The sequence below is a fragment of the Streptomyces sp. NPDC029122 genome, from assembly GCF_055569445.1.
Genome location: NZ_JBVHWK010000002.1, coordinates 110,255 through 134,100 on the forward strand (window position 1 = coordinate 110,255; position 23,846 = coordinate 134,100).

Here is a 23,846-nt window from a genome sequence, read left to right on the forward strand (position 1 = left end):
GGCGGAGGCCCCACCCCCTTACCGGACCGTCCGCATCGGCGCGGCCTACCAGCGGTTGGGCGGGGGGACGGTCAGCCTCTCGGCCCGCCCGGCCGGCCGTTCGCGCAGCCGCCCCCCCCCCCGCCGCTCCGGCGGGGCGGCCGGAGCCTCAGACCGGCAGGGACCAGGCCTGGTCCGCCCGGTGGTCGCCGCAGGCGGTCAGCCGCAGCCGCTCGGCCGGGGCGTCGGGGGTCGCGGGCGAGGCCGGGGCCGTCAGGCACTGCCCGCTCGTCTCCTCGGCCAGGTTCCCGTCGCGCCGGTGGCTCCAGCTCTGCCCGGCCTGCCGGCCCGGCGCGCAGTCGGCCAGCTCCACCAGGCCGCCCGCGCGCGCCGTGAGGCACTCGCCGGCCAGCCGCAGCCGCCCGCCGCCGCCCAGGGTCCAGCGCTGGTCGGCCCCGGCGGTGCAGGTCCCCAGGACCACCGCGCCCGCTCCGGCGGTACTGGCCCCGTCCGCGCACTTGGCGCCGAGCCCGTTGATCTGCCCCGTCGGCACCGCCGCGGCGCAGCCGCGCGGGGTGAGCCGCCACACCATCGTGTCGTGCGCGCCGAGCCGTCCGGTGAGCGAGTCCGCCACCTCGGCGCGCCGCCCGCTCCACAGGTCCTCGGCGTCCACCGCGCAGGGTGCGGGCAGTCCGATGTCGGCGAGCGGCACCGAGATGTCGCGCGTGCTGCCGGAGCGGTTGAGCACGGCCACGGCACGGTCGCCGTTCGCCAGCGGCCGGGCCAGCACCTCGAAGGTGGCGTTGGAGGAGACCACGGCGCCCTGCCGGCCCATCGGGTCCTGGTCCAGCTCGATCAGACGGGTGTTGCCGAGTGCCGCGAGCCCGCCCGGGGTGAGCGCGGACACCTCGGAGGACAGGATGAAGGGGGCCGCCATCATCGCCCACAGCCCGACCTGGCTGCGGCTCTCCGCGTCCGTGAGGCCGGGGGCGCCCGCGATCAGGAAGTCGGGGTCGTTCCAGTTGCCGGGGCCCGCGTACCGGCCGAGCCAGCGGTTGTAGCCGTAGTTGCCGAGCACCGAGCTCCACCGGGAGGTGGCGGGCGCCTTCGGGCCGTACACCTTGATGTCCCGGCCCTCGCGCCACAACTGGCCCGTCTCCCCGACCCAGTCGAGGACCTTGTGCCAGTCGGAGCCGCCCCATTCGCCCTGCTGGAAGTAGGCGGGCGCGGAGGCCGACAGCACCATGGGCCGGCCGCTGTCGCGCAGGGCCCGGGCCACCGAGTTGTAGGCGTCCCGGTAGGCCTGTTCCTTGGTCTTCCCGGGCGGGATCCACAGGTTGCAGCCGTCCATCTTGACGTAGTCCACCTTCCACGCCGCGAACTGCCGCGCGTCGCGGGCGTAGTGGTCCGGGCCGCCGCCCTCGGGCGAACCGCTGCCCGGGTAGCGCTCGCAGGTGAGGGAGCCGGCGTCCTCGTAGATGCCGAACTTGAGCCCCTTGGCGTGCAGGTACTCCCCGAGCCAGGCCATGCCGTGCGGGAACTTCCGGGTGTCGACGACCAGGTTCCCCTGCGCGTCGCGCTCCTTGAGCATCCAGCAGTCGTCCACGGTCACCGTGTCGTAGCCCTTCGCGGCGAGGCCGCTGGAGACGAGGGCGTCGGCGTTGGCGACCACGGTGGCCTCGTCGATGTCGCACATGTAGTGCGCCCAGTTGTTCCACCCCATCGGAGGGGTGAGGGCGAGCGGGGTGTCCCAGGTCGCGGTCGGCTCGGCCGCCGCCGGGGCGGGGCCGAGCGCGAGGGCGAGTAGGGCGGCCGCGGTCAGACAGGGGAGCGAGGCGCGCGGGCGAGGCGGCACGGGGCCTCCTTGGCGTGGGGGAAGTACCGGCGGGCATGGGTGCCCAGTGCAGCGGTGCGACTACCCGCTGTCAACATAAGTCGAGGGTTATGGCTCAATGACCAGCAATATGGCCGCGGCCGATGTCACACGTCCGTGGCGGACGCGCGGGAGGACCAGGACGGTGACGTCGGCTGATACATCGGCTGATACGCCGGCTGATACGGTGTATCCCATGCCGAGGACATCAGCCGCCCTGGACCGCGCGACCCCCGGGGCCATCGCCGCCGCCGCCCTGCGCCTCCTCGACGAGGAAGGCCCCGGAGCCCTCAGCTTCCGCGCACTCGCCGAGCGGCTGGACGTCTCCCACGCCACCGTCCAGCGCCGCTGCACCGACCTCGCCGGCCTGCTCGACCTGTGCACCGAGCACCTCGCCGGGCAGCTGCCCGAGATCCCCGCCGGCACCGACTGGGCCGAGGCCGCCGAGCTGCGCTTCGGCGCCCTCTACCGGCTGCTCACCGCCCACCCCGGACTGCTCGTCCTGCGCGGCGGACGGCCCTGGCTCGGCCGGCAGCTGCTGGCCCGCCTCGTGGAACCCGCCCTCGCCGACAGCGTCGCCGCCGGGATGAGCCCGGCCGAGGCCATGACCGTCTACCGGCGGATGTACCTGCTCACCCTGGGCAGCGCCGCCTTCGTCGACCACCGCGACCCGGCCGGGGCCACCGCCGCCTCCCGGGCCGCCCTCGCCGCGCTGGACCCGGCCGCGTTCCCGGTCCTCACGGGCGCGCTGGGCGACGTACTGCCCCCGCTGACCGACCACGAGGTGTACTACGGCGCCCTGCGCCAGCTCATCGAGGCAGCCCGGCCCGCCGGCCGGCGGCCCGCGTCCTGAACCGCGAAAGGCAGACCGCCCCATGGAACAGCACCTCGACTACGCCGCCGTCCGCGCCGCGGCCGTCCGTACCGCCGGGGCCGTCCGGCCCGCCGCCGTGGTACCCGCCGCCGGAGGCGTCTGGTACGCCCTGGAGTACCTCCAGCACACCGGCTCCTTCAAGGCCCGCGGCGCGCACAACTTCCTCGCCGCGCACCGCGAGGCGGGCGGCCTCCCCGCCGCCGGGGTCACCATCGCCTCCGGCGGCAACGCCGGCCTGGCCTGCGCCTGGGCGGCCCGCGCACAGGGCGTCCCCGCCACCGTGTTCCTCCCCGCCAACGCCCCGCGCGTCAAGGTCGACCGGCTGCGCGGCTACGGGGCCGACGTACGGCTCGTCGGCGACCGGTACGCCGAAGCGCTCGCCGCCTGCCGGGAGTTCGCCGACCGGAGCGGCGCGCTCAGCAGCCACGCCTACGACCACCCCCTCGTCGCCGCCGGCGCCGGGACCCTGCTCGACGAGGTACGGGCCGCGCTGCCCGGCCTGGACACCGTCGTCGTCGCGGTAGGCGGCGGCGGGCTGTTCGCCGGCGTCGCCACCGCCGCCCGCGAACACGGCGTCCGGGTGGTCGCGGCCGAACCGGAACACTGCCGGGCCCTGAACGCCGCCCTGGAGGCGGGCGGGCCCGTGGACGTCCCCGTGTCCTCCGTGGCGGCCGACTCCCTCGGCGCCCCCCGGGTCTCGGCCGACGCCTACGCCGCCGCCCGGCACGGCAACGCCCTGTCGGTGCTCGTCCCGGACGAGGCGATCGGCTCCGCCCGGCGGGCCCTGTGGGAGGAACACCGCATCGTGGTCGAGGCCGGGGCCGCGACCGCCCTGGCGGCCCTGCGGACCGCGCCGGAGCCGCTGGGCGAGCGGGTCGCCGTCGTCCTGTGCGGGGCGAACACCGACCCCCGGGACCTCTGAACGGAGCGACGACGGTCGCCCCGCCCCGCGACTTTCGAGTACGGCGCGCCCGCCCCGTCCCTGCGACGTGCTCCGCTTCTGCTTCAAGGACGGCAGGCTCGCGGAGAAGTCCCTCAGCCCGCCCGGCCGTCCAGCCGGGCGGCCGAGCGGGAGAGACCGTCGGCGGCCGTGGTGCACCGCCGGGCCAGCTCCTCGACCCGCGCCCGGAAGGCGTCGGCCTGCGGGCCCCTCCACTCCAGGACCTCACAGGCGCCGCGCAGCCGGTCCGCCCGCTCGCGCAGGGCGGCGGCGTGGCTGCGCAGGCCGTCGGCGGGGTGCCCGCTCACGACCGCTCCTTCCAGGGCGCGAAGGCGTTGGTCACTCCGGCCAGCGCCGGGGCCAGCTCGGGGTGGTGCCGCAGCAGCACGGTGACCATCGAGTTCCGGTCGATCCAGCGCAGCCCCTCGGCCGTGTAGACCTCCGGCCGGTAGTCCGTGGTGAAGAACCGGTCGCTCTTGATCCGGCGGCTGGCCATCAGTACGAACACCCGGAAGAGGGTGTCGCTGAAGCCGAAGCCCGCCGGCCGGGGCTCGGCCAGGTTCCCGACCAGGGTGTCCACCCGGTCGAGGCGGCCGTCGTAGAGCTCGCGCAGCAGCGGGGTGTCGCCCGGGTGGCCCCCGGTCAGTTCCTCGAAGGAGGTGACGGGCCGCTTGCGCAGCATCCGCCGCTGGGCGTTGTAGCGGGGGATGCCCCGCTCGCGGTCGCGCAGGACGTCCACGGTCCCGAGGTCGATGTGCTCGCCGGAGAGCCGCTTGAGGTTGCGCAGGGCGTCCGGGTGGTTGTGCAGGACCAGGGCCCCCGGGTTCGAGACGCCGAAGGTGTAGAACAGGTCGCTCATCCCGTAGGCGTCGATCGCGGTGCGCGTGGTCGCGCCCTGCATGTCGTCGAAGCCGATGACCTCGCGCCGCTCCCCCCGCCGGTGGTCGCGGACGGTGATCTCGTCGGGGATCAGCGGGTGCAGCCGGTACGCCGACACGAACTCCTCCGTCATGGAGAAGGGCGCGGCGTGGTGGTCGGTGCCGGACCCCAGGGTGCCGCTGAGCGCCTCGCCGCCGATCCGGCCGAAGGTCCTGGTGACCCAGCGGGGCAGCAGCCCGTACCAGTTGGCGCGCATCGCACGGTGCACCACGGGGTGGTCGAGGATCCCCGGGGTCCACTCCACGGTGTGGATCTTCGCCATGAGGGCGGTGTTGACCAGCCGCGCCGTGTGGAAGATCCGCTCGTCGTCCCAGGTGGGGTGGTGCGAACGGACCAGGTCGCAGATGGAGTTGTGCTCCTTGGCGAAGAGGGTGTGCAGCAGCGACAGACCGGTCCAGTAGTCGCTGTTCATCCCGGTGGCGTCGAGGCAGTCCATCCCGGGCCGCGGATCGGCCGGCAGCCGTCCGCCGTCGACGATCAGGTGCCCGTGCTCCCCGGTGCGCAGGGAACGGCAGCGGGCCTCGTCCGATCCGTACAGCTGAGAGCCGTCCCACCAGTGGCTGACGGTGTTCTCGTACGTCGGCGGGACGTCCGGGGTGGTGTGCGCGACCGGGTCGGGGCGGGTGCGGTGCACCCGCATCGGGCAGGTGCCGCCCCGCTCGGCCCAGTCGTCGTCGGCGGCGAGCGGGACGGTGAAGGGCTCGGCCTCCTCGTTGTCCCCGTGGTTGGCCCAGCCGTGGTTCTGGAACTGGATCCACGCGGCGGCCAGCAGGTTCAGGGTGGGCGCCGGGATGAAGCCGCGCCGGGCCAGCAGCTGACGGCTGACCTCGCGGGGACTGGGCGTCATCAGCGCCTCGTCCTCGTCCGGATACGCCATGTGCAGCGGCGTGTTGCGGTCCAGGCGGGTGCCGACCCGTCCCATGTCCTCGTCGTGAGGGTCGTAGCCCGAGCCGTCGTACGAACGGTACGGCGCGAGGTCCTTGGTGGGCCGCCGGTCGCGCTCGCCGCCCGCTCCGAACGTGTCGTGCAGGTTGTGCCGGCGCAGGTCCCCGCGGATCACGGACAGGTTCAGCAGGCCGAGCGGGCCCGGCAGTTCGTACCACTCGCGGGTGCGGTTGATCCGGGCGAAGGCCGCCGACTCCAGCCGCTCCAGCAGGCCGGGCGGGCCGTACGGCTGCGGCGGCGCGGGCGGCGGCTGGTGCCGGGGGGAGGTCTGCGACGGCAGCTCCGGCGCGGACGGCGCCGTATCCGTCGGTGGAGTGCGGGAGTCGGTGTCGGTCATACGGGGTCCTCAGCGGTCGTGGAGGGTGAAGAGGTGCGTGCCGGTGACCCGGCCGCGGAAGGCGGCGAGCTCGGAGTCGACGTGCGTGCGCGCGTGCGGGACGTCGTGCTCGAGGTTGTGCGCGTACCGTTCGGCGGCATGGCACAGCGGGAAGGCGTGGGTGTCGTCGGTCCAGGTGAACTCCGTGAACTGCTTCGGCAGTTCGTACGGGGACACCGACGAGCGGCCCTCCAGGCTCGGCACGATGTCGTGCTCGTTGACGAGCGACACCACCCGGGTGCGCGGATCGGCGGCCCGCTTCTGGTCGATGGGCGACCCGATCGCCACCACGTGCGTCACCGTGTACAGCGCGTTGAAGTCGCGGCTGGCCGCCAGGTTCATCGCGGTGATCCCGCCCTGGCTGTGGCCCACCAGCGCGACCTGCGAACCGGAGGGGACGAGCCGGCGCAGGGCCCTGACCACCGCGCGGGTGTAGGTGGTGTCGAGGGCGCCCACCGCGTCGATGGCGCCCAGCAGGTCCTGCGGACTCTCCTGGTTGAGGCTCGGGCCCATTCCGGGCAGCTGGACGACGAACCGGCGCTCGCCGTCCGGCCCGGAGACCTGCTGGACGAGGAGCATGCCGCGGGAGCCGATCCGGCCGATGTTGCGCACGTAGCCGACGATGGTGCCCGAGGTGTCGATGCTGCCCAGCAGCGCGGCCGAGGGGGTGTGCGGTTCGGCGCGGCCGCGGCCCCGGTTGAGGAACGTCCACACCGAGTTGCTGACGCCCAGGAGGTAGTCGGAGGTCAGCGGCCGGCCGGTGGCGATCTGCCAGCCGGCGGTGTCGTTGAAGGGGTTCTCGTCGGTCAGCGCGTTCCAGGCCATGATGTCGGTGAAGGACGGCGCCAGCAGGGCCAGGGCGTACTCCGCGCCGTTCTCGGTCAGCAGCCCCCTGAAGAGGCGTACCGCCTCGGCCTGGCGGTCCTCGTCGATGGCGCGCAGCAGCCGCGAGGTGGTGGGGTTGTCGAGCAGCTCCGGGTGGCGCACGGCGGCCGCCCGGATCCGCGCCTTGAGCCCGGCGACGGCCAGGCTGACGGCCAGGCTCTCGCGGCTGGTGAGCACCCCCGCCAGCCAGAGGGCCCCGGCGAGCGGGCCGCCGCCGCCCTGCGGGGCCCAGCCCAGACCCCGAGGGTCCGTCAGGGTCCGCAGCAGGCCGCGCTGGGCGGCGCGGGCCCGGCGCGGACCGGCCGCCGCCAACGGCAGCCGGGAGCCGAGGGCGATCCGGGAGGCGTAGCGCGCGGCGTCGCGTACGGCGTCGGCCGCTCCGGCCAGCTCGCGGCAGACGTGGTGCAGGGAGGCGATGTCCGGCTGGGTGACGGACGCGTCGGCTTCGGTCATGGCGGACCCCTCCTACAGCCGGCCGAGGCGGAGCCGGATGCCCGCCGTGTCGAGGATCCCCGGCAGCGGACGCCCCGGGTCGAGCACGGGCCGGGCCCCGGTGAGGCGGTGGTCGCGCAGCACCTCGGCACAGACCAGGGAAGTGAGCAGCAGGGCGACGTACTCGCCCGGGCAGCGGGCGCCGCCGTGGCTGAACGGGGCCACCCGGGTGTCCCGGTGGACGTCCGGAGCCAGCCAGCGGCCCGGCGCGAACAGGTTCCCGCCGTCGACCTGCTCCGGGTCGCGCTGGTGGAACCCCATCGGCACCAGGACGTTGGTGCCGGCCGGGTAGCGCACCCCGCGCCACTCGGTCTCCGTACGGGTCACCCGTACGAGATCGGGCACGATCGGGTACAGCCGCACCGACTCCTCCAGGCAGGCCCGGAGCCGCGGCAGCCCGGGGACGCGGTCGGCCGCCTCGGCGTGGGCCGCGTCCTGCTCGGCCGGGTGGTGCGCGAGCAGCAGCAGGGTCCGGGCGACGACGGGCGCGGCCAGGTCGATGCCCAGCAGCCAGTGGTGGGTCTGGCCCAGCGGATCGGTGCCCTCCGGGGAGGGTTCGGCCAGGGCGCGGGCGGCGAGGGTGTGCGCGGGCGCGTCGGCCGCGTACCGGGTGATCCGGGCCTCGATCTTGGAGTAGAGCGCCTTGGCGGCCTCAGGCTTGCTGCGGCCCATCCAGTTGGCCCGGCCGCGCAGGGTGGCGAGCCAGTCGGACAGCTCCTGGTCGTCGGAGGCCTGGTCGCCGAGGACCACCCGCCGGGAGATGCGGGTCAGGGTCTTCCACAGCAGCGGGAAGTCGACGACGGAGCGGGAGGTGAGCCGCCGGCACTCCTCCTCGACGACGGTCCGGAACTCCGCGCAGGAGGGGTGCACCGGCTGGTCCGCGGCGAGCGCGTGGTCGTTGACCCGGCGCCGGTCCTCGCGCACCCGGCCGTGCGAGCAGATCACCCCGGTGGGTTCGAAGACGGACAGGCTGGCGCACTTGTCGTCCGCGTCCATGGCGAGGTCCGCGACCGGCTCTTCGAAGAACCGCCGGATGTCGGCCTGGTCGAACAGGACCAGCATCTCGCCGGAGAGCGCGCGCACCATCACGGGCGCGCCCCGGTGCCGGGCCCGCATCGCCCGCAGCGTGGCGTTCGACCAGGCCGGCTGGTTGACGCGGGAGTACAGCGCCATCACCGGGAAGCGCGGGCTGGCGACGCCGCGCACGAAGACGGGCAGGGTGTGGGTGGCGACGAAGCGGACGGTCTCCGCCAGGCCGGCCCGGACGGGGGGCAGCGCCGGCGCCTCGCCGCGCGCGCTGTCCGGGGCGTCGATGGACTGCGTCATACCGTGACCACCTTGCCGGGGTTGAGCAGGTTCTTCGGGTCGAAGAGCCGCTTGAGGCCGCGCTGGAGCTCCAGGGAGACGGGGCCGAGCTCGCGCTCCAGCCAGTCCCGCTTCAGCGTGCCGATGCCGTGCTCGCCGGTCGTGGTGCCGCCCAGTTCGAGGCCGGCGGCCATGATGGCGTCGTACGCCTCCTGGGCGCGGCGGAACTCGTCCGCGTCGGACTCGTCGAAGACGACCGTGGGGTGCAGGTTGCCGTCCCCGGCGTGGCCGAGGGTGAAGATCTTCAGCCGGTACCGCTCGGCGATCTCCTCGATCCGGCCGATCAGCCCGGGCAGGGCCGTCCGCGGGACCGCGACGTCCTCGATGAAGGCGGTGAGGCCCCCGCCCCGGGCGGCCATGTACGCGGCGAGGGCCGGACTGACCAGCCGGCGCGCCTCGATGATCTCGTACGCCTCCTCGCTGGTGGCGGAGCCCGCGATGTGCTCGGCGCCGGCCTCCTTGCAGAGGATCTCCATCGCGGACAGGTCCGAGGAGGGGTCGGCGGTGTCGCTCTCGACGATCAGGGTGGCGGCGCTGCCGGGGCGCAGCAGCGGGTGGGTGCCGAGGTCCACGATCGCCCGCGTCGTGGCCCGGTCGAGGAGTTCGAGCGCGGACGGGGTGTGGCCGGCCGCGGTGATCGCGGCGACGGCGTCTCCGGCGGCGGTCAGGCTGGGGAACTGGGCCAGCAGCGACAGTGCCGGGGGGCGGGCGGGCCGCAGGGCGAGGGTGGCGCCGACGACCACCGCCAGGGTGCCCTCCGAGCCGACGATCAGGCGGGTCAGGTCGTATCCGGCGACGCCCTTGGCGGTGTCCCGGCCGGTGCGCAGGCGCCGCCCGTCGGGCAGGACGAGGTCCAGCCCGAGGACGTAGTCGGCGGTGACCCCGTACTTCACGCAGCAGATGCCGCCCGCGCCGGTGGCGATGTTCCCGCCGATGGTGCAGCGGTCCCAGGAGGCCGGGTCCGGCGGGTACGTCAGCCCGTGCTCGGCCACGGCCTCCGCGAGGCGCCGGGTGGTCACCCCGGGCTCGCAGCGCACGAGGCGGTTGGCGGGGTCGACGGACAGGATCCGGTCCATCGCGGCGGTGGACAGCACCACGCAGCCGTCGACGGCGTTGGCGGCGCCGGCCAGGCCCGTGCGGGCGCCCTGGGGGACGACGGGGACGTCCAGTGCGTACGCGGTGCGCATGACGTGCTCGACCTGCTCGGCCGTGCGGGGGACGGCGATCACGGCGGGGGTCCCGCACTCGGAGAAGGGAGCGGAGTCCCGGGAGTGCGCGGCGAGTTCCGCCGGGTCGGTGAGCAGCGCTTCCGGGGGGAGCGCGGAGCGGAGCCTGCCGAGCAGCAGGGCGGTGGTGTCGCTGGTGGGGGGCATGCGGGCCTTCCGGGGCGGTGTGGTGCGGCGGAACGGGGCGCAGGGGTGGGGGAGGGCTACATGGTGGGGAGCTCGGTGGTGACCGGTACGTCGATGAGGACCGGGCCGTCCTGCTGGAGGGCCGACTCGCGGACCAGCTTGGTGAGTTCGCCGAAGCCGGTCGCCCGGTGGGCGCGGACCCCGTATCCGGTGGCGACGGCGGTGATGTCCAGGCCCGGGATGTCGAGTCCGGGGGCGCCCTGGGCGCGTTCCACCCGGGCGAACCACTGGAGGATGGCGTAGCGCTGGTTGCTGAGGACGACGAAGGTGACCGGCACCTTGTACGCGGCGGCGGTCCACAGCGCCTGCACGGCGTAGTGGGTGGAGCCGTCGCCGATCACGCAGACCACGGGCCGGTCGGGCGCGCCGAGCTGGGCGCCCACGGCCGCGGCGAGGCCGAATCCGAGGCCGCCGCCCGCCGTGAAGAGGAAGGAGCCGGGGGTGTCGATGCGCGTGGCGTCGTGGAACTGGCCCAGGTTGGACGGGGATTCGTTGACCCAGAGGGTGTGCGCGGGTGCTCCCTGGGCGATGGCCGTCATCGCGGCGAGCGGGGTGAGCACCCCGTCGGCCTCCTCCAGGGACTCGGCCCGCGCGATCCGCGCGCCCGGGGCCGCGGCCTCCCGTACGGGCAGCTCGGCGAGCAGGGCCCGTACGGTCAGGGCGAGGTCGGCGACCAGTGCGTCCCCGACGGGGGCGCGGGCCGCTTCGTCCGCGTCCCGGGTCAGCTGCACCAGCTCCGCGCCCTCGGGCAGGTAGGCGCCGGGGACGTAGGGGTAGTAGCAGAACACCGGGGCGCCGATCACCAGGACCAGGTCGTGGCCCTCCAGGCAGCGGGACAGCGGCGCGATGGCCGGGGGGAGCGTCCCGCGGTACTGCGGGTGGGACTTGGGGAAGGCGACCCGGCCCTCGGTGGGCGCCGACCACACGGGCAGGCCGGTGCGCTCGGCCAGTTCCACGACGGCGTCCCAGGCCCCGGAGGCGTCCACGTCGTTGCCGGTGACGAGGACGGCGCTGCGGGCGCCGGCCAGGCGGGCGGCCAGCTGCCGGACCGCCTCGGCGGAGGGGGCGGCGGCGTGCGTCACGGTGCGGGCCGCGGTCCGCAGGGCGGCCCGGTCGTCGGCCTCGTCCAGGACCACGTCGAAGTCGTCCATCGGCAGGGAGAGGAACACCGGGCCCTGCGGCGGGGTCTCGGCGACCTGCACGGCCCGGGCCAGCGCGGGTGCGACGTCCGCCGCGCGCGGGGGCTCGTACGCCCACTTCACGGCGGGCTGCGGCAGCAGGGTGGCCTGCGGGTTGGTGAGCAGGGCCTCCATCGTGAGCATGGCGCGGACCTGCTGGCCGGCGGTGATCACCATGGGGGTGCGGTTGGCGCGGGCGTTCAGGATCGCGCCCATGGCGTTGCCCGTGCCCGGACCGGTGTGCAGGTTGACCAGGCCGGTGGTGCCGGAGGCGAGGGCGAAACCGTCGGCCATGCCGACGACCACGGCCTCCTGGAGCCCCAGCACGTAGCGGAAGTCGTCCGGGAACTGCTTGAGCATGGGCAGTTCGGTCGATCCGGGATTGCCGAAGACCGTGGTCATCCCGCGGGTTCGGAGGACGTCGAGGACCGACTCTCGGACCGTGCGCATGGCGGTTCCTTCACGGAGCGGATGGAAACAAGGGGTGATCAATGCATCACATTGCGTTGATCAAGGCCAAATCCATGATCCGCTCGGGTCGGACGCCGCCGAAGGCCTGGTAGCCGCCGCTCCGCGTGCCATCCGCCCAGCCGCGGGCCGCCGCCCGAGCCGGCCGGTGCGTCCCGGGCCCGCCTGCCGTGCGCCCGCTCGCCGTGTTCCTCCTTACCCGTACGGGTCGCCCGGTTCACCCCTGAGGGTGGAAACGCCCCCGCTCGGGCACCCGGACGGCGCGCATCCAGTGCCCGTCCGTGCTCCAGCCCAGCAGCCGGCGGGCGCGGCCTCCCTCAGCCGTGCCGTCCGCGCCGAAGGAGTCGCCCCGGGCCACCAGGCGCAGACCGGCGAGTGCCGGGGCCAGCCGGGCCCGCACGTGCGCCGGCCGCGACGCCGACTCCGCCTCGATCCAGGCCAGTACGGTGGCCTGCTCCGCCGGAGCGCACAGCGACAGGTGGAACAGCATCTGCCGCCAGGCGTACGCCGCGTCCTTGACGGCGGGCAGCGGGCGCGGGTTGCCCTCCACCCGGGCCACCAGGCGGCACACCGTCTCGAAGCAGTCCCGGGCCGGCTGCTCCCAACCGCCCGGTACGGCCACCCCGGCCCGCCCGACCAGGGTGGCGAGGTTGTGCGTGGTGAGGATCTGGGCCTGCTCAATCACCGTCCCGTTCGCCGCCGTCGACCAGGAGTTCCCGCCGCCCGCGCGCTCCGCGCACAGCCGGGCGAACTCCGGCGCGGTGCGGGCCGGCCGGCCGCCGCGCGCCGAGTCCACTGCCTGGGACACCGCCATCCGGCGCAGCGCCGCGTAGTCGATGCCGTAGTAGCGCTCGTAGAGGCTGCCTTCGAGCAGTTCGGCGGCGACCCGCCCGGCCACCAGGAACTTCGCGCCGAAGGTCCCCGTGAAGATGTCGGCGGCCAGCTCCTCCACGAAGGGCGCGCCCAGTTCGGCCTCCCGGGCCAGCTGCCCCAGCTCGCGCACCAGCGGGTTGGGCAGCACGGTCGCCGGGAAGGCGCGCACGGCCAGCCCACCGAGCCGGCGCAGTGCCTCGTGGGCGGGCTCGGGGCCGGTTCCGTCGGTGCGCCGGTGGCCGGAGACCGCCCGCACCCAGGGGAGTTCCTCGATCCGGACCTGCGACTCCAGGTTGAGCAGGAGCAGCGAGCGGCGGCTCCGGAAGGCGCGGTACACCGCCGCCATCAGGTTCCGCAGCGGCTCGTCGGCGTACCGCTCGGCGGTCACCCCGGCGACGAGCTGCGGCACCAGCTCGGCCAGCACCTCCGCCGACGGCACCACCCCGCGCTCCACCAGCACCTCCAGCGGGGCGCTCAGGGCCGACCGGACCGCGGCGCCGACCGCGGGCGGGACGGACGCGCCCGGGGGCAGCCCGGTCTCCCGGGCCTCCTCGGCGCTCACCGGGGCGACCGGCGTGTCCGTGTCCGGGGTGCCGGCGCGCTGGTCGAGCCCGGAGATCCGGCGCAGCACCAGGCCGGCCAGCGCATGGTGCGCGGGCAGCGCCGCCTGACGGGCCTGCGCCTCCCGGAGCCGGGTGTGCTCGGGGGAGCCCGGGGCGCCGCGCTTGGCCAGCATCGAGGAGACGGCGACCCGCAGCAGCCCGGCCAGGCGGGGCGCGAGCTCGCGGCCGGCGACCTCCTCCTCCAGGGCGCGGCGCAGGATCGCGGCGTTGGACTTCGGGTCCAGGTGCTTCGTGCAGCGGGTGTGCGCGGCGGCCAGCGCCCGGTAACGCGCCAGCAGTGCGGCGCCCTCGGCGGACCACGCGGAGCCGGGCGGGCCCGCGTCGGCCCGGAGCCGGTGGGCGAGCAGCTCGTCCTCGAAGGGGCGCCAGACGGCGAGGGCCTCGCGCTGCGTCTCCACGGCGTCGCGGGGAGCGCGGCGGGCGAGCGCCGCCGAGGCCTCGCCGACCGTGCGTCGGTGCACGCAGTCGACCGCGGGCGCCGAACGGTCCGTGGGACGCGGGGAGAAGCGCAGCCGGCCGGCGAAGGGCCGCAGGACCGTGACGAGTTCCGCCGCGGCGTCGAAGTCCCCGGCGCGTACCAGCCACGCCACGGTCATCAGCGCCGCCTCCTCCGGCACGCGCACCTCGTAGCGGCCGCTGTCGAGCAGGGACCACAGGCGCGGCAGCCCGTCCTCGGTGAGGAAGTGGGCGAAGAGCTCCGCGCGGCTCGCCGGGACGCCGGCCAGCCGGGCGGCCCGCTCCTCGTACGGCAGCATCGGCCCGCCGGCCGACGCGGCGCCGGTGGCGAAGCCCCCGGTGACCACCTCCGGGGTGACCCAGGCGGGGAGCGCGGCGACGGGGGTGCGGGATCCGATGTCCAGGGAGCCGTCGGCGATGCCGGACAGGACCTTCTGCCACTGGCGGACGCGGGAGCGGGCCCGCTCACGGGTGGCGGTGTCCTCGTGGGTCCGTGAAGTGTGCAGGGCCCGGGCCAGCCGGCCCGCCGCGTAGGACGCGGACACGGTGACGGAAGAGATCCTGGGGCCGGCGGCGGACGCGGGGTCCGGCGCGGGCGCGGGTCCGGAAGGGGGCGTGGCGCCGGGCCGGGACGGGTTCGGAGGCTGCTGGTCAGCGTGAGCGTTCATGGCCGACGTGGCAGGTTCCGCCCCTGCGCCCTCCGGGTAGGAAGCCCGGCGCTCTGCTGCTGAGCTACACGTCGTGGTCGAGTCCGAACCTAAGTGTTGGATCACGGCCCGCGCAAAGGTTTTTGCGGCGGTCCTGGAGCCGCGGCGGCGCGCGCCGCACCGGGCCGGCCGTACGGGCGGGCGGGCGCACGAGCGGGGCACCCGGGCGTCCGAGTGGGACGGGGACGAACCGCTTCAGGCCATTGGGGTGAAGGCCTCGTTGACGGCTTCCCGCCGCGCGGCCAGCGTGGGCACCGCCCTCCGGCAGCGGAGCCGGAACCTTCCCGAAGGCGGCGACGATGACTCGTTCCCCCGTGACCCGCACGGCCATCGCCACGCTGGTGGCCGCCGGCCTCCTCACCGCGTCCGGATGCGGTCTGAGCGGAGGCGGCGCCGGCGCCGAAGAGGCCCGCAGAACCGGCGAGGTGAGCGGCGAGATCACCTTCCGGACCCTCCAGCTGAAACCCAAGTTCACCGCCTACGTGCAGGGCGTCATCGACTCCTTCGAGGCGAAGTACCCCGGCGTCCGGGTGAAATGGGAGGACGTGCCGGGCGACGGCTACAACGAGAAGCTCGTCGCCGACGCCCAGGCCGGGGCCCTGCCCGACGTGGTCAACCTCTCCACCGACTCCTTCCAGCTCCTCGGGGACCGCGGCATGCTCGCCGACGTGGCCCGGCTCGACGGGGAGATCGCGAAGGACTACGTCCCCGGCGCCTGGGAGCAGTTCAAACTGCCCGGCAAGGGCGACGGCGTGTACGCCTACCCCTGGTACGTGACCCCCGAGATCCTCACCTACAACAAGGACCTCTTCGCGAAGGCAGGCCTGGACGCCGCCAGGCCGCCGGTCACCGTCGAGCAGTTCTTCGACTACGCCGAGCAGATCGCCGCGCGCTCCGGCGGCCAGTACGCCGCCTTCATGGCCGACCCCAAGGGCCGGCTCCCCGGCGACTGGCAGAAGATGGGCGTCCCGCTGCTCAACGGCGCGCGGGACCGGTTCACCTTCGACACGGACCGCGCCGTCGCCTGGGTCGAACGGATGAAGGACCTCTACGCGAAGGGCGCCATGCCCAAGGAGTCCCTCCTGAAGGCCGACGACATCAACCAGCTCTACGGCGCCGGCAAACTCGTCTTCGGCCCCGGCTCCCCGGGCTTCGTCAGGGACATCAGGCAGAACGCCCCGCAGGTCTACGAACGCACCGGGGTCGCGGGAGCCGTCACGGGCACGCTCGGCCACATCGGCATCTACGCCCAGTCCCTCGGCATCCGCAAGGACACCAAGCACCCGGACGCGGCGGCCGAGTTCGCCAAGTGGGTCACCAACGGCCCCAACCAGGTGGAGTTCTCGAAGAACGCCACCATCTACCCCTCCAACGCCAAGGGGCTGGCCGATCCGCGCTTCGCCGACCGGGGCGACGGCAAGGACGCCGAGACGCTGGCCCGGGCCATCGGCGCGGAGCAGCTCAAGACGGCGGACCTCGACGCCAACACCCCCGTCCAGTGGACCAATCAGGTCGGCGACGCGGTGGTGCGGGAGGTGCAGAAGGCCATCCAGGGCGAGCAGGACGCCCGGACGGCGGTGCGCAAGGCCCAGGAGGAGGCCAACCGACTGCTGGCCGCCGGGACGCGGAAGTGACCGCTCCCGCCCCGGCGCCCGCGGCCGCGCACCCCGCCCCGGCGTCCGGCCGGCCCGACGCGAAGCGGCGGCGCCGGGCGCGACGGGCCATGGAGGCCGAACCGGGCCTGGTCCACCGCAGCTGGTGGACCCCCTACCTCTTCCTCGCCCCCGGCCTGGTGATGGTGGCCCTGTTCAGCGTCTGGCCGTTCCTCAACACCGTCGTCCTGTCCTTCACCGACGCCCGGATCCTGAGCGGCGGCTCCTTCGTCGGCTTCGACAACTACACCCGGGCCTTCGCCGATCCCGATTTCTGGACCGCCACCGGCAACAGCGTGCTGTACCTGGTGGTCGTCGTCCCCTGCCTGGTGCTGCTGCCGCTGGCCCTCGCGGTACTCGTCCAGGCGAAGGTCCCCGGCATCGGCCTCTTCCGCTCCGCCTTCTACACCCCGGTGATCGCCTCGGCCGTCGTCGTGGGCCTGATCTGGCAGTGGGTGCTGCGCAGCGACGGGCTGGTCAACACCGTCTTCGAGGCGCTCGGCCTCATCTCCGAGCCGATCCCCTTCCTCACCGACAGCACCATGCTGCTGTTCTCCGCCATGCTCGTGACCGTGTGGAAGGGCCTCGGCTACTACATGGTCTTCTACCTGGCGGCCCTCGGGAACGTCCCCGCCTCCCTCCACGAGGCGGCCGCCCTCGACGGCGCGGGCGCCGTCCGCCGCTTCTTCAGCATCACCGTCCCCCAGGTGAAGCCGATGATGCTGCTCGTCGGGACCCTCTCGGCGATCTCCGCGCTGCGCGTCTTCACCGAGATCTACGTCCTCGGCGGCGAGAGCGGCGGCCCCGGTGGCGGCGCCCGCACCCTGCCCTTCCTCATCCGGCAGGTCGGCCTCGGCTTCGCCGGTGAGACGGGCTACGCCTGCGCGATCTCGCTGCTGCTGTTCCTGCTGACCCTGGTCTTCAGCCTGCTGGGCCGCCGCCTGTCGAAGGGGGACGACGCGTGAGCGCCACCGGGGCGGGACGCGGGCGCCGCCGGAGCGGCCTGGCCGTCCGGTACGCCGTGCTGCTGCTCGTGCTCGTGCTGATGCTGGGGCCGATCGTCTGGCAGTTCCTGACCTCGGTCCGCGGCCGCACCGAGAACGTGTACGACGGCCTGCTGCCCTCGCGGCCCACCCTCGACAACTACCTGCGCGTCGCCGAGTCCTTCCCGCTCGCGCAGTACGTGGGCAACACCCTGGTGGTGGCGCTGCTGGCGGTCGCCTCCAACACGCTGTTCGCGGCGATGGGCGGCTACGCCCTCTCCCGGGCCGGCTGGAAGGGACGCGGGGCGGTCTTCACCGTCCTCGTGGCGACGCTGATGTTCCCCTTCGAGTCCGTGATGATCTCGATGTTCCTCACGGTCCGGGAGATGGGCCTGGTCGACACCCTCGTCGGGGTGTGGCTGCCCGGCGCGGTCTCCGTCCTCAACGTCATGATCATGCGGGCCGCGTTCCTCGCCGTCCCGAGGGAGATCGAGGAGGCCGCGGTCCTGGACGGCGCGGGGGAGTGGACCCGCTTCACCCGGGTCTTCCTGCCGGGTGCCCGGGGCGCCCTGGCCGTCGTCTGCATCACCAGCTTCATGGGCGCCTGGGACGACTTCCTGTGGCCCCTGCTGGTCCTCACCGACAGCGACCACTACACCCTGCAGCTCGGTCTGAAGACCCTGGCCGGCGCCACCACGACCAGCGACCAGCGGATCGTCGCCGCCGGGGCGATGGCCGCGCTTCTGCCGATGATGCTGCTGTTCCTCGCCCTCCAGCGCTTCTTCTTCAAGGGCGTGGGCGAGGGGGCCGTCAAGACCTGAACCCGCCCGCCCCTCCGACCGCGATCCGCCCCGCGCCGCCGTCCGCCCCCGCGCCGCCGTCCGCCCCCGCGCCGCCGTCCGCCCCCGTCGCCGAACGACCTTCTGGAGCCGCCGTCATGCACGACGACCGCAGCATCACCGAACACCGCCTCCGCCGGGTCCTCAAGGAGCGCATCCGGCCCGCCGTCCACTCCCGCCCGGTCCCCCTCACCGTCGAGCGCTGGGAGGCCCCCGGCGAACCGGTCCCGGTCGCCGAGGCACTGGCAGCCCCGTACACGCCCTGCGCGGCCGGCGAGGCCTGGGGCCCGGCCTGGGGCACCACCTGGTTCAGGGTCACCGGCACCGTACCCGCCGAGTGGGCGGGCCGTACCGTCGAGGCCGTCCTCGACCTCGGCTTCGACCGGATGATGCCCGGCTTCCAGTGCGAGGGACTGGTCCACCGGGCGGACGGCGGCGAGGTCAAGGCCCTCAACCCGTACAACGACTGGGTGCGGGTGGCCGACTCCGCGGCCGGCGGCGAGCGGATCGAGTGGTACGTGGAGGCCGCCTCCAACCCCGTCCTGGTCGAGCACGCCCCCACCTACGAGGGCGACCGGCTCACCAGCGGGGACCGGCCGCTGTACCGGATCACCCGGATGGACCTCACCGTCTTCGAGACCGAGGTCTGGGAACTCGTACAGGACCTCGACGTCCTCCACGACCTGATGACCCAGCTCGGCGAGGACGACGCACGCCGCTACGCGATCCTGCGCGCCGTCGACTCCGCCCTCGACGAGGTCGACCTCGGCGACGTCGCCGGGACCGCCGCGGCCGCCCGCGCCCGCCTCGCCGGGGTGCTGGCCGCCCCCGCCCACGCCTCCGCGCACCGGATCAGCGCGGTCGGGCACTCCCACATCGACTCGGCCTGGCTGTGGCCGCTGCGCGAGACCGTCCGCAAGGTGTCGCGCACCACCTCCAACATGCTCGCCCTGATGGACGAGCACCCCGAGTTCGTCTTCGCCATGTCACAGGCCCAGCAGCTCGACTGGATCAAGACCCACCGGCCCGCACTCTTCGAACGGGTCAAGAAGAAGGTCGCCGACGGACAGTTCGTGCCCGTGGGCGGCATGTGGGTGGAGTCCGACACCAACATGGTCGGCGGCGAGGCCATGGCCCGCCAGTTCCTCTACGGCAAGAAGTTCTTCCTGGAGGAGTTCGGCATCGAGACCAGGAACGTCTGGCTGCCCGACTCCTTCGGCTACACCGCCGCGATGCCGCAGATCGTCCGGCTCTCCGGCGCGCAGTGGTTCCTCACCCAGAAGATCTGCTGGTCCCAGGTCAACGAGTTCCCGCACCACACCTTCTGGTGGGAGGGCATCGACGGCACCCGCGTCTTCACGCACTTCCCGCCCGTCGACACCTACAACAGCGACCTCGGCGGCGCCCAGCTCGGCCACGCCGCCCGCAACTACCGGGAGAAGGGGCGGGGTTCGCGCTCCCTGGTGCCCTTCGGCTGGGGCGACGGCGGTGGCGGCCCCACCCGCGAGATGCTGGCCCGGGCCAGGCGCCAGCGGGACCTCGAAGGCTCCCCGCGCGTGGAGATCGAGCGGCCCGACGCCTTCTTCGAGAAGGCGCGCGCCGAGTACGAGGACGCGCCCGTCTGGGCCGGCGAGCTCTACCTGGAGCTCCACCGCGGCACCTACACCTCGCAGGCCCGGACCAAGCAGGGCAACCGGCGCAGCGAGTCGCTGCTGCGCGAGGCCGAGCTGTGGGCGGCGACGGCCGCCGTCCGCGTCCCGGGCTTCCGCTACCCGTACGAGGAACTGGAGCGCCTCTGGAAGACCGTCCTGCTGCACCAGTTCCACGACATCCTGCCCGGCTCCTCCATCGCCTGGGTGCACCGCGAGGCGCGCGCGGTCTACGAGGGGGTCCGCGAGGAGCTGACCGCCCTCACCCTCGCGGCACAGACCGCCCTCGCGGGACGGGGCGAGGAGGAACTGGTCTTCAACTGCGCCCCCCACGAGCGGCGCGGCGTCCCGGCCGGCGGCGCGGGCCGGGCCCGGGCGGCCGGGCAGCCGGTCACGGTGGAGGAGAGGCACGGCGGCGGGCACGTCCTGGCCAACGGCCGGCTGCTGGTGGAGATCGACGGGCGGGGGCTGATCGTCTCCGCGTACGACCTGGAGGGCGGCCGCGAGGCGCTCGCCCCGGGCGGCGCGGCGAACCTGCTCCAGATCCACCCCGACTTCCCGAACATGTGGGACGCCTGGGACATCGACTCCTTCTACCGCAACAAGGTCACCGACCTCACCGGCCTCGACTCCCTGGAGGTCACCGAGCGGGGGCCGGACTCCTGCACCGTCACGGTCACCCGCTCCTTCGGCTCCTCCGCCGTCACCCAGGCCGTCACCCTGCGGGCCGGGGCGAAGACCGTGGACATCACCACGGACGTGGACTGGCACGAGACGGAGAAGTTCCTCAAGGCGGCCTTCCCGCTGGACGTCAAGGCCGAGCGGACCGCCTCCGAGACGCAGTTCGGGCACGTCCACCGCGCCACCCACACCAACACCTCCTGGGAGGCGGCCAAGTTCGAGATCTGCGCCCACCGCTGGATCCACGCCGGGGAACCCGGGTGGGGCGTGGCGCTGCTCAACGACTCCACGTACGGGCACGACGTCACCCGCCACATCCGGGCGGACGGCGGCCAGACCACCACCATCCGCCTCTCCCTGCTGCGCGCCCCCCGCTACCCGGACCCGGAGACCGACCAGGGCCGGCACACCCTGCGCTTCTCCCTCGCACCCGGTGCGGGCATCGGGGACGCGGTGCGCGAGGGTCACGCCTTCAACCTGCCCGAACGGGCCCTGACCGGCGCGGGCCCGGTCGCCCCGCTGCTGGCCGTCGACCACGACGCGGTGGTGGTGGAGGCGGTCAAGCTCGCGGAGGACCGCAGCGGGGACGTGGTCGTGCGGCTCTACGAGTCCCGGGGCGGCCGCGCCCGGGCCACGCTCTCACCGGGCTTCCCGGTCGCGGCGGCGGTCGAGAGCGACCTGCTGGAGCGCCCGCTGGCGGGTACGGCGGTGGGAGAGCCCGCACCGGACGGCGGGGTGGCCCTCACCCTGAGGCCGTTCCAGATCGTCACGGTCCGCCTCCGGCGCGGGTGAGGTCCGCGGAGCCGGGCCGGCCCGCGGCCCGGCTCCCGGGTGCCGCTCCGGGGCGCCCGCCGGCGCGCGCCCGCCCCGGTCCGCCGCCCCCTCCGCGCGTGAACTGCGCCACAGCCCGGTCCGCACGGGCCCGTGGCACCGGCGCGGAGGGCCTCCGGCACCTCCGCGCGGTTATGCACTTAGTTGCAAAACCCTGCCCTCCTCGCTAGAACAGGTTCATCACCCCCGCGCGAGGAGGCGCCCCCTCATGAGTTCCCAGAGCCGGTACCCGCACCTGCTGAGCCCCCTGGACCTCGGCTTCACCACCCTGCCGAACCGCGTGATCATGGGGTCGATGCACACCGGCCTCGAAGAGCACGCACACGGCTTCGAGCGCCTGGCCGCCTTCTACGCCGAGCGGGCCCGCGGCGGCGCCGGTCTGATCGTCACGGGCGGCATCTCGCCCAACGACGCCGGGCGCCCCTTCGAGGGCGGCTCCCGCCTCACCACCGAGGAGGAGGCCGCCGAGCACCGGGTGATCACCGACGCGGTGCACGCCGAGGGCGGGAAGATCGCGATGCAGATCCTCCACTTCGGCCGCTACGCCTACCACAAGGACCTCGTCGCCCCCAGCGCCATCCAGGCCCCCATCAGCCCCTTCGTCCCGAACGAGCTCACCGACGTCGAGGTCGAGCGCACCATCGTGGACTTCGTCCGCGCCGCCCGCCTCGCCCGGCTCGCGGGCTACGACGGCGTCGAGATCATGGGCTCCGAGGGCTACCTGATCAACGAGTTCATCGCGGCCGCCACCAACAAGCGCACCGACCGCTGGGGCGGCGCGTACGAGAACCGCGTGCGCTTCCCGCTGGAGATCGTCCGGCGCACCCGCGCGGCCGTCGGCGACGACTTCATCCTGATCTACCGGCTCTCGATGCTGGACCTCATCCCCGGCGGCTCCAACCTCGACGAGGTCGTCCACCTCGCCAAGGAGATCGAGGCGGCCGGCGCCACCATCATCAACACCGGCATCGGCTGGCACGAGGCCCGCATCCCCACCATCGCCACCTCCGTCCCGCGCGGCGCCTACACCTGGGTCACCAAGCGGCTGATGGGCGCGGTGAGCGTGCCGCTGGTCACCAGTAACCGCATCAACACCCCGGAGAAGGCCGAGGAGATCCTCGCCGACGGCCGCGCCGACCTGGTCTCGCTCGCCCGCCCCTTCCTCGCCGACGCCGACTTCGTCGCCAAGGCCGCCGCCGGCCGCTCGGAGACCATCAACACCTGCATCGGCTGCAACCAGGCCTGCCTCGACCACACCTTCAGCGGCAAGATCACCAGCTGCCTGGTCAACCCGCGCGCCTGCCACGAGACCGAACTCGTCCTGTCGCCCACCCGGACGAAGAAGCGCGTCGCGGTCGTCGGCGCGGGCCCGGCCGGCCTCGCCTGCGCGGTCACCGCGGCCGGACGCGGTCACGCCGTCACCCTCTTCGAGGCCTCCGGCCACATCGGCGGCCAGCTCGACGTGGCCCGCCGCATCCCCGGCAAGGAGGAGTTCGAGGAGACCATCCGCTACTTCGGCACCCAGCTCGCCGCCCACGACATCGACGTCCGCCTGGACACCCGTGCCGACGTCGACGCCCTGCGCGGCTACGACGAGGTCGTCGTCGCGACCGGCGTCACCCCCCGCACCCCGGCCATCGAGGGCGTGGACCGGGACAACGTCGTCAGCTACCTCGACGTACTGCGCGACGGCGCCCCCGTCGGGGAGTGCGTGGCCGTCGTCGGCGCCGGCGGCATCGGCTTCGACGTCGCGGAGTACCTCACCGACAGCGGAGAGGGCGCCGCCCAGGACCCCGACGTCTACTTCCGGCACTGGGGAGTCGACACCGCGTACGCCGGCCCCGGCGGCCTCACCGCCCCCGAGCGGCCCGCGACGCCGCGCCGGGTCACCCTGCTCCAGCGCAAGACCACCAAGGTCGGCGCCGGCCTCGGTACCACCACCGGCTGGATCCACCGCGCGGAGCTCAAGCACCGCGGCGTCGTCTCGGTCGCCGGCGCGACGTACGAGCGGATCGACGACGAGGGCCTGCACATCACCGTCGACGGCGAACCGCGCCTCGTGCCCGCCGACACGGTCGTCCTGTGCACCGGCCAGGAGCCGCGCCGCGACCTGTACGAGGCGCTGCGCGCCGAAGGCGTCGAGGCGCACCTCATCGGCGGCGCCGACGTCGCCGCCGAACTCGACGCCAAGCGCGCCATCCGCCAGGGCACCGAACTGGCCGCCGGCTTCTGAGGCCGCCTCCCCGCCGGGAGTTGTGGCGGCCCGCACGGGCCGCCACAATCGGCGGGTGACGTTGACACCGGCAGACGCGGACAAGATCCTCACCGACAACTTCGCCCCCTGGGTGCTCGCCCTCGGCCTCAGGGTCGAGGAGACCGGCGAGCGGCACGCGGTCCTGCGGCTGCCCTGGTCGGACTCCCTGGCCCGCGACGGCGGCGGCCTCTGCGGCCAGGCCCTGATGGCCGCGGCCGACACCGCCACCGTCATCGCGGTCTGCGCCGCGCGCGGGGCGTACGGCCCGATGACCACGGTCCAGCAGTCGACGAGCTTCCAGCGTCCGGTGACCGGCGCCGACGTACTGATCGACGTACGCATCACCAAACTCGGCAGGCGCATCGCCTTCGCCGACATCACCATGACCCCCGAGGGCGCCGAGGACCCGGCGGCGAGGGCCTCCACCGTCTACGCCCTGCTCGGCTGACGTCATTCGATACGAGCACGAGGACCGCCGGTATTCGTGCTTTCCGCCAGTACGGCGCTCCGCCGGCGAGAGTGGAGACTCTCCGTCAGAAGCCGCGGCCCGCGGGAAGGGCCGCGGTCCATGA

The 23,846-nt window shown here is 74.1% G+C and carries 16 protein-coding genes and 1 tRNA gene; 8 read left to right on the forward strand and 9 right to left on the reverse strand.

All coding sequences use genetic code 11. The features are described from left to right. Positions 1-148 precede the first annotated feature (148 nt). Positions 149-1,834 (reverse strand): ricin-type beta-trefoil lectin domain protein, encoded by a 1,686-nt coding sequence (locus tag ACZ4WZ_RS02940; protein ID WP_467884395.1) that lies wholly within the window; start codon positions 1,832-1,834, stop codon positions 149-151. A 214-nt stretch (positions 1,835-2,048) separates the two neighbouring features. Between ACZ4WZ_RS02940 and ACZ4WZ_RS02945 the strand changes: the two genes are divergently transcribed. Continuing rightward, complete coding sequence (locus ACZ4WZ_RS02945) at positions 2,049-2,705, forward strand: TetR family transcriptional regulator (RefSeq protein WP_467884397.1); 657 nt, start codon at positions 2,049-2,051, stop codon at positions 2,703-2,705. 22 nt (positions 2,706-2,727) lie between these two features. Beyond that, positions 2,728-3,648, forward strand: coding sequence for a serine/threonine dehydratase (locus ACZ4WZ_RS02950; RefSeq protein ID WP_467884399.1), 921 nt, complete (start codon positions 2,728-2,730; stop codon positions 3,646-3,648). A gap of 113 nt (positions 3,649-3,761) precedes the next feature. Here ACZ4WZ_RS02950 and ACZ4WZ_RS02955 read toward each other — a convergent pair whose 3' ends face one another. The 8 genes from ACZ4WZ_RS02955 to ACZ4WZ_RS02990 form a co-directional block, all read right to left on the reverse strand. Next, entirely contained in the window at positions 3,762-3,974 is a 213-nt protein-coding gene (locus tag ACZ4WZ_RS02955) for a hypothetical protein (RefSeq protein WP_467884400.1), read from the reverse strand. Next, complete coding sequence (locus ACZ4WZ_RS02960; RefSeq protein WP_467884402.1) at positions 3,971-5,887, reverse strand: peroxidase family protein; 1,917 nt, start codon at positions 5,885-5,887, stop codon at positions 3,971-3,973. Before ACZ4WZ_RS02960 ends, ACZ4WZ_RS02955 begins: the two co-directional genes overlap by 4 nt. 9 nt (positions 5,888-5,896) lie before the next feature. Continuing rightward, a complete protein-coding gene (locus tag ACZ4WZ_RS02965; protein WP_467884404.1) occupies positions 5,897-7,264 on the reverse strand; it encodes an alpha/beta fold hydrolase in 1,368 nt (455 codons plus the stop codon). A 12-nt stretch (positions 7,265-7,276) separates the two neighbouring features. Then, entirely contained in the window at positions 7,277-8,629 is a 1,353-nt protein-coding gene (locus tag ACZ4WZ_RS02970) for a cytochrome P450 (protein WP_467884406.1), read from the reverse strand. Beyond that, positions 8,626-10,041: an FAD-binding oxidoreductase gene (locus ACZ4WZ_RS02975; protein ID WP_467884408.1), complete on the reverse strand. Its 1,416-nt coding sequence runs from the start codon at positions 10,039-10,041 to the stop codon at positions 8,626-8,628. Before ACZ4WZ_RS02975 ends, ACZ4WZ_RS02970 begins: the two co-directional genes overlap by 4 nt. 56 nt (positions 10,042-10,097) lie before the next feature. After that, positions 10,098-11,708, reverse strand: a complete 1,611-nt coding sequence (mdlC, locus tag ACZ4WZ_RS02980; protein WP_467884410.1) for a benzoylformate decarboxylase — start codon at positions 11,706-11,708, stop codon at positions 10,098-10,100. A gap of 235 nt (positions 11,709-11,943) precedes the next feature. Then, a complete protein-coding gene (locus tag ACZ4WZ_RS02985; RefSeq protein ID WP_467884412.1) occupies positions 11,944-14,223 on the reverse strand; it encodes a hypothetical protein in 2,280 nt (759 codons plus the stop codon). Between the two features lie 122 nt (positions 14,224-14,345). After that, a tRNA-Gly gene (locus tag ACZ4WZ_RS02990) sits at positions 14,346-14,420 on the reverse strand. Between the two features lie 264 nt (positions 14,421-14,684). Here ACZ4WZ_RS02990 and ACZ4WZ_RS02995 point away from each other — a divergent pair. The 6 genes from ACZ4WZ_RS02995 to ACZ4WZ_RS03020 all read left to right on the forward strand — a co-directional run bounded on the left by ACZ4WZ_RS02995 (position 14,685) and on the right by ACZ4WZ_RS03020 (position 23,722). Beyond that, a complete protein-coding gene (locus tag ACZ4WZ_RS02995) occupies positions 14,685-16,019 on the forward strand; it encodes an ABC transporter substrate-binding protein (RefSeq protein ID WP_467884413.1) in 1,335 nt (444 codons plus the stop codon). Between the two features lie 89 nt (positions 16,020-16,108). After that, on the forward strand, positions 16,109-17,002 hold the full coding sequence (locus ACZ4WZ_RS03000) for a carbohydrate ABC transporter permease (protein ID WP_467884950.1): 894 nt from the start codon (positions 16,109-16,111) through the stop codon (positions 17,000-17,002). Next, entirely contained in the window at positions 16,999-17,841 is an 843-nt protein-coding gene (locus tag ACZ4WZ_RS03005) for a carbohydrate ABC transporter permease (RefSeq protein ID WP_467884415.1), read from the forward strand. Before ACZ4WZ_RS03000 ends, ACZ4WZ_RS03005 begins: the two co-directional genes overlap by 4 nt. Positions 17,842-17,957: 116 nt before the next feature. Continuing rightward, positions 17,958-20,981, forward strand: coding sequence for an alpha-mannosidase (locus tag ACZ4WZ_RS03010; RefSeq protein WP_467884417.1), 3,024 nt, complete (start codon positions 17,958-17,960; stop codon positions 20,979-20,981). Positions 20,982-21,228: 247 nt separating this feature from the next. Continuing rightward, a complete protein-coding gene (locus tag ACZ4WZ_RS03015) occupies positions 21,229-23,253 on the forward strand; it encodes an oxidoreductase (protein WP_467884419.1) in 2,025 nt (674 codons plus the stop codon). Positions 23,254-23,308: 55 nt separating this feature from the next. Further along, the gene (locus ACZ4WZ_RS03020; RefSeq protein WP_467884421.1) at positions 23,309-23,722 is read left to right on the forward strand and encodes a PaaI family thioesterase; all 414 of its coding nucleotides are present in this window, start codon (positions 23,309-23,311) and stop codon (positions 23,720-23,722) included. Positions 23,723-23,846: the final 124 nt, after the last annotated feature.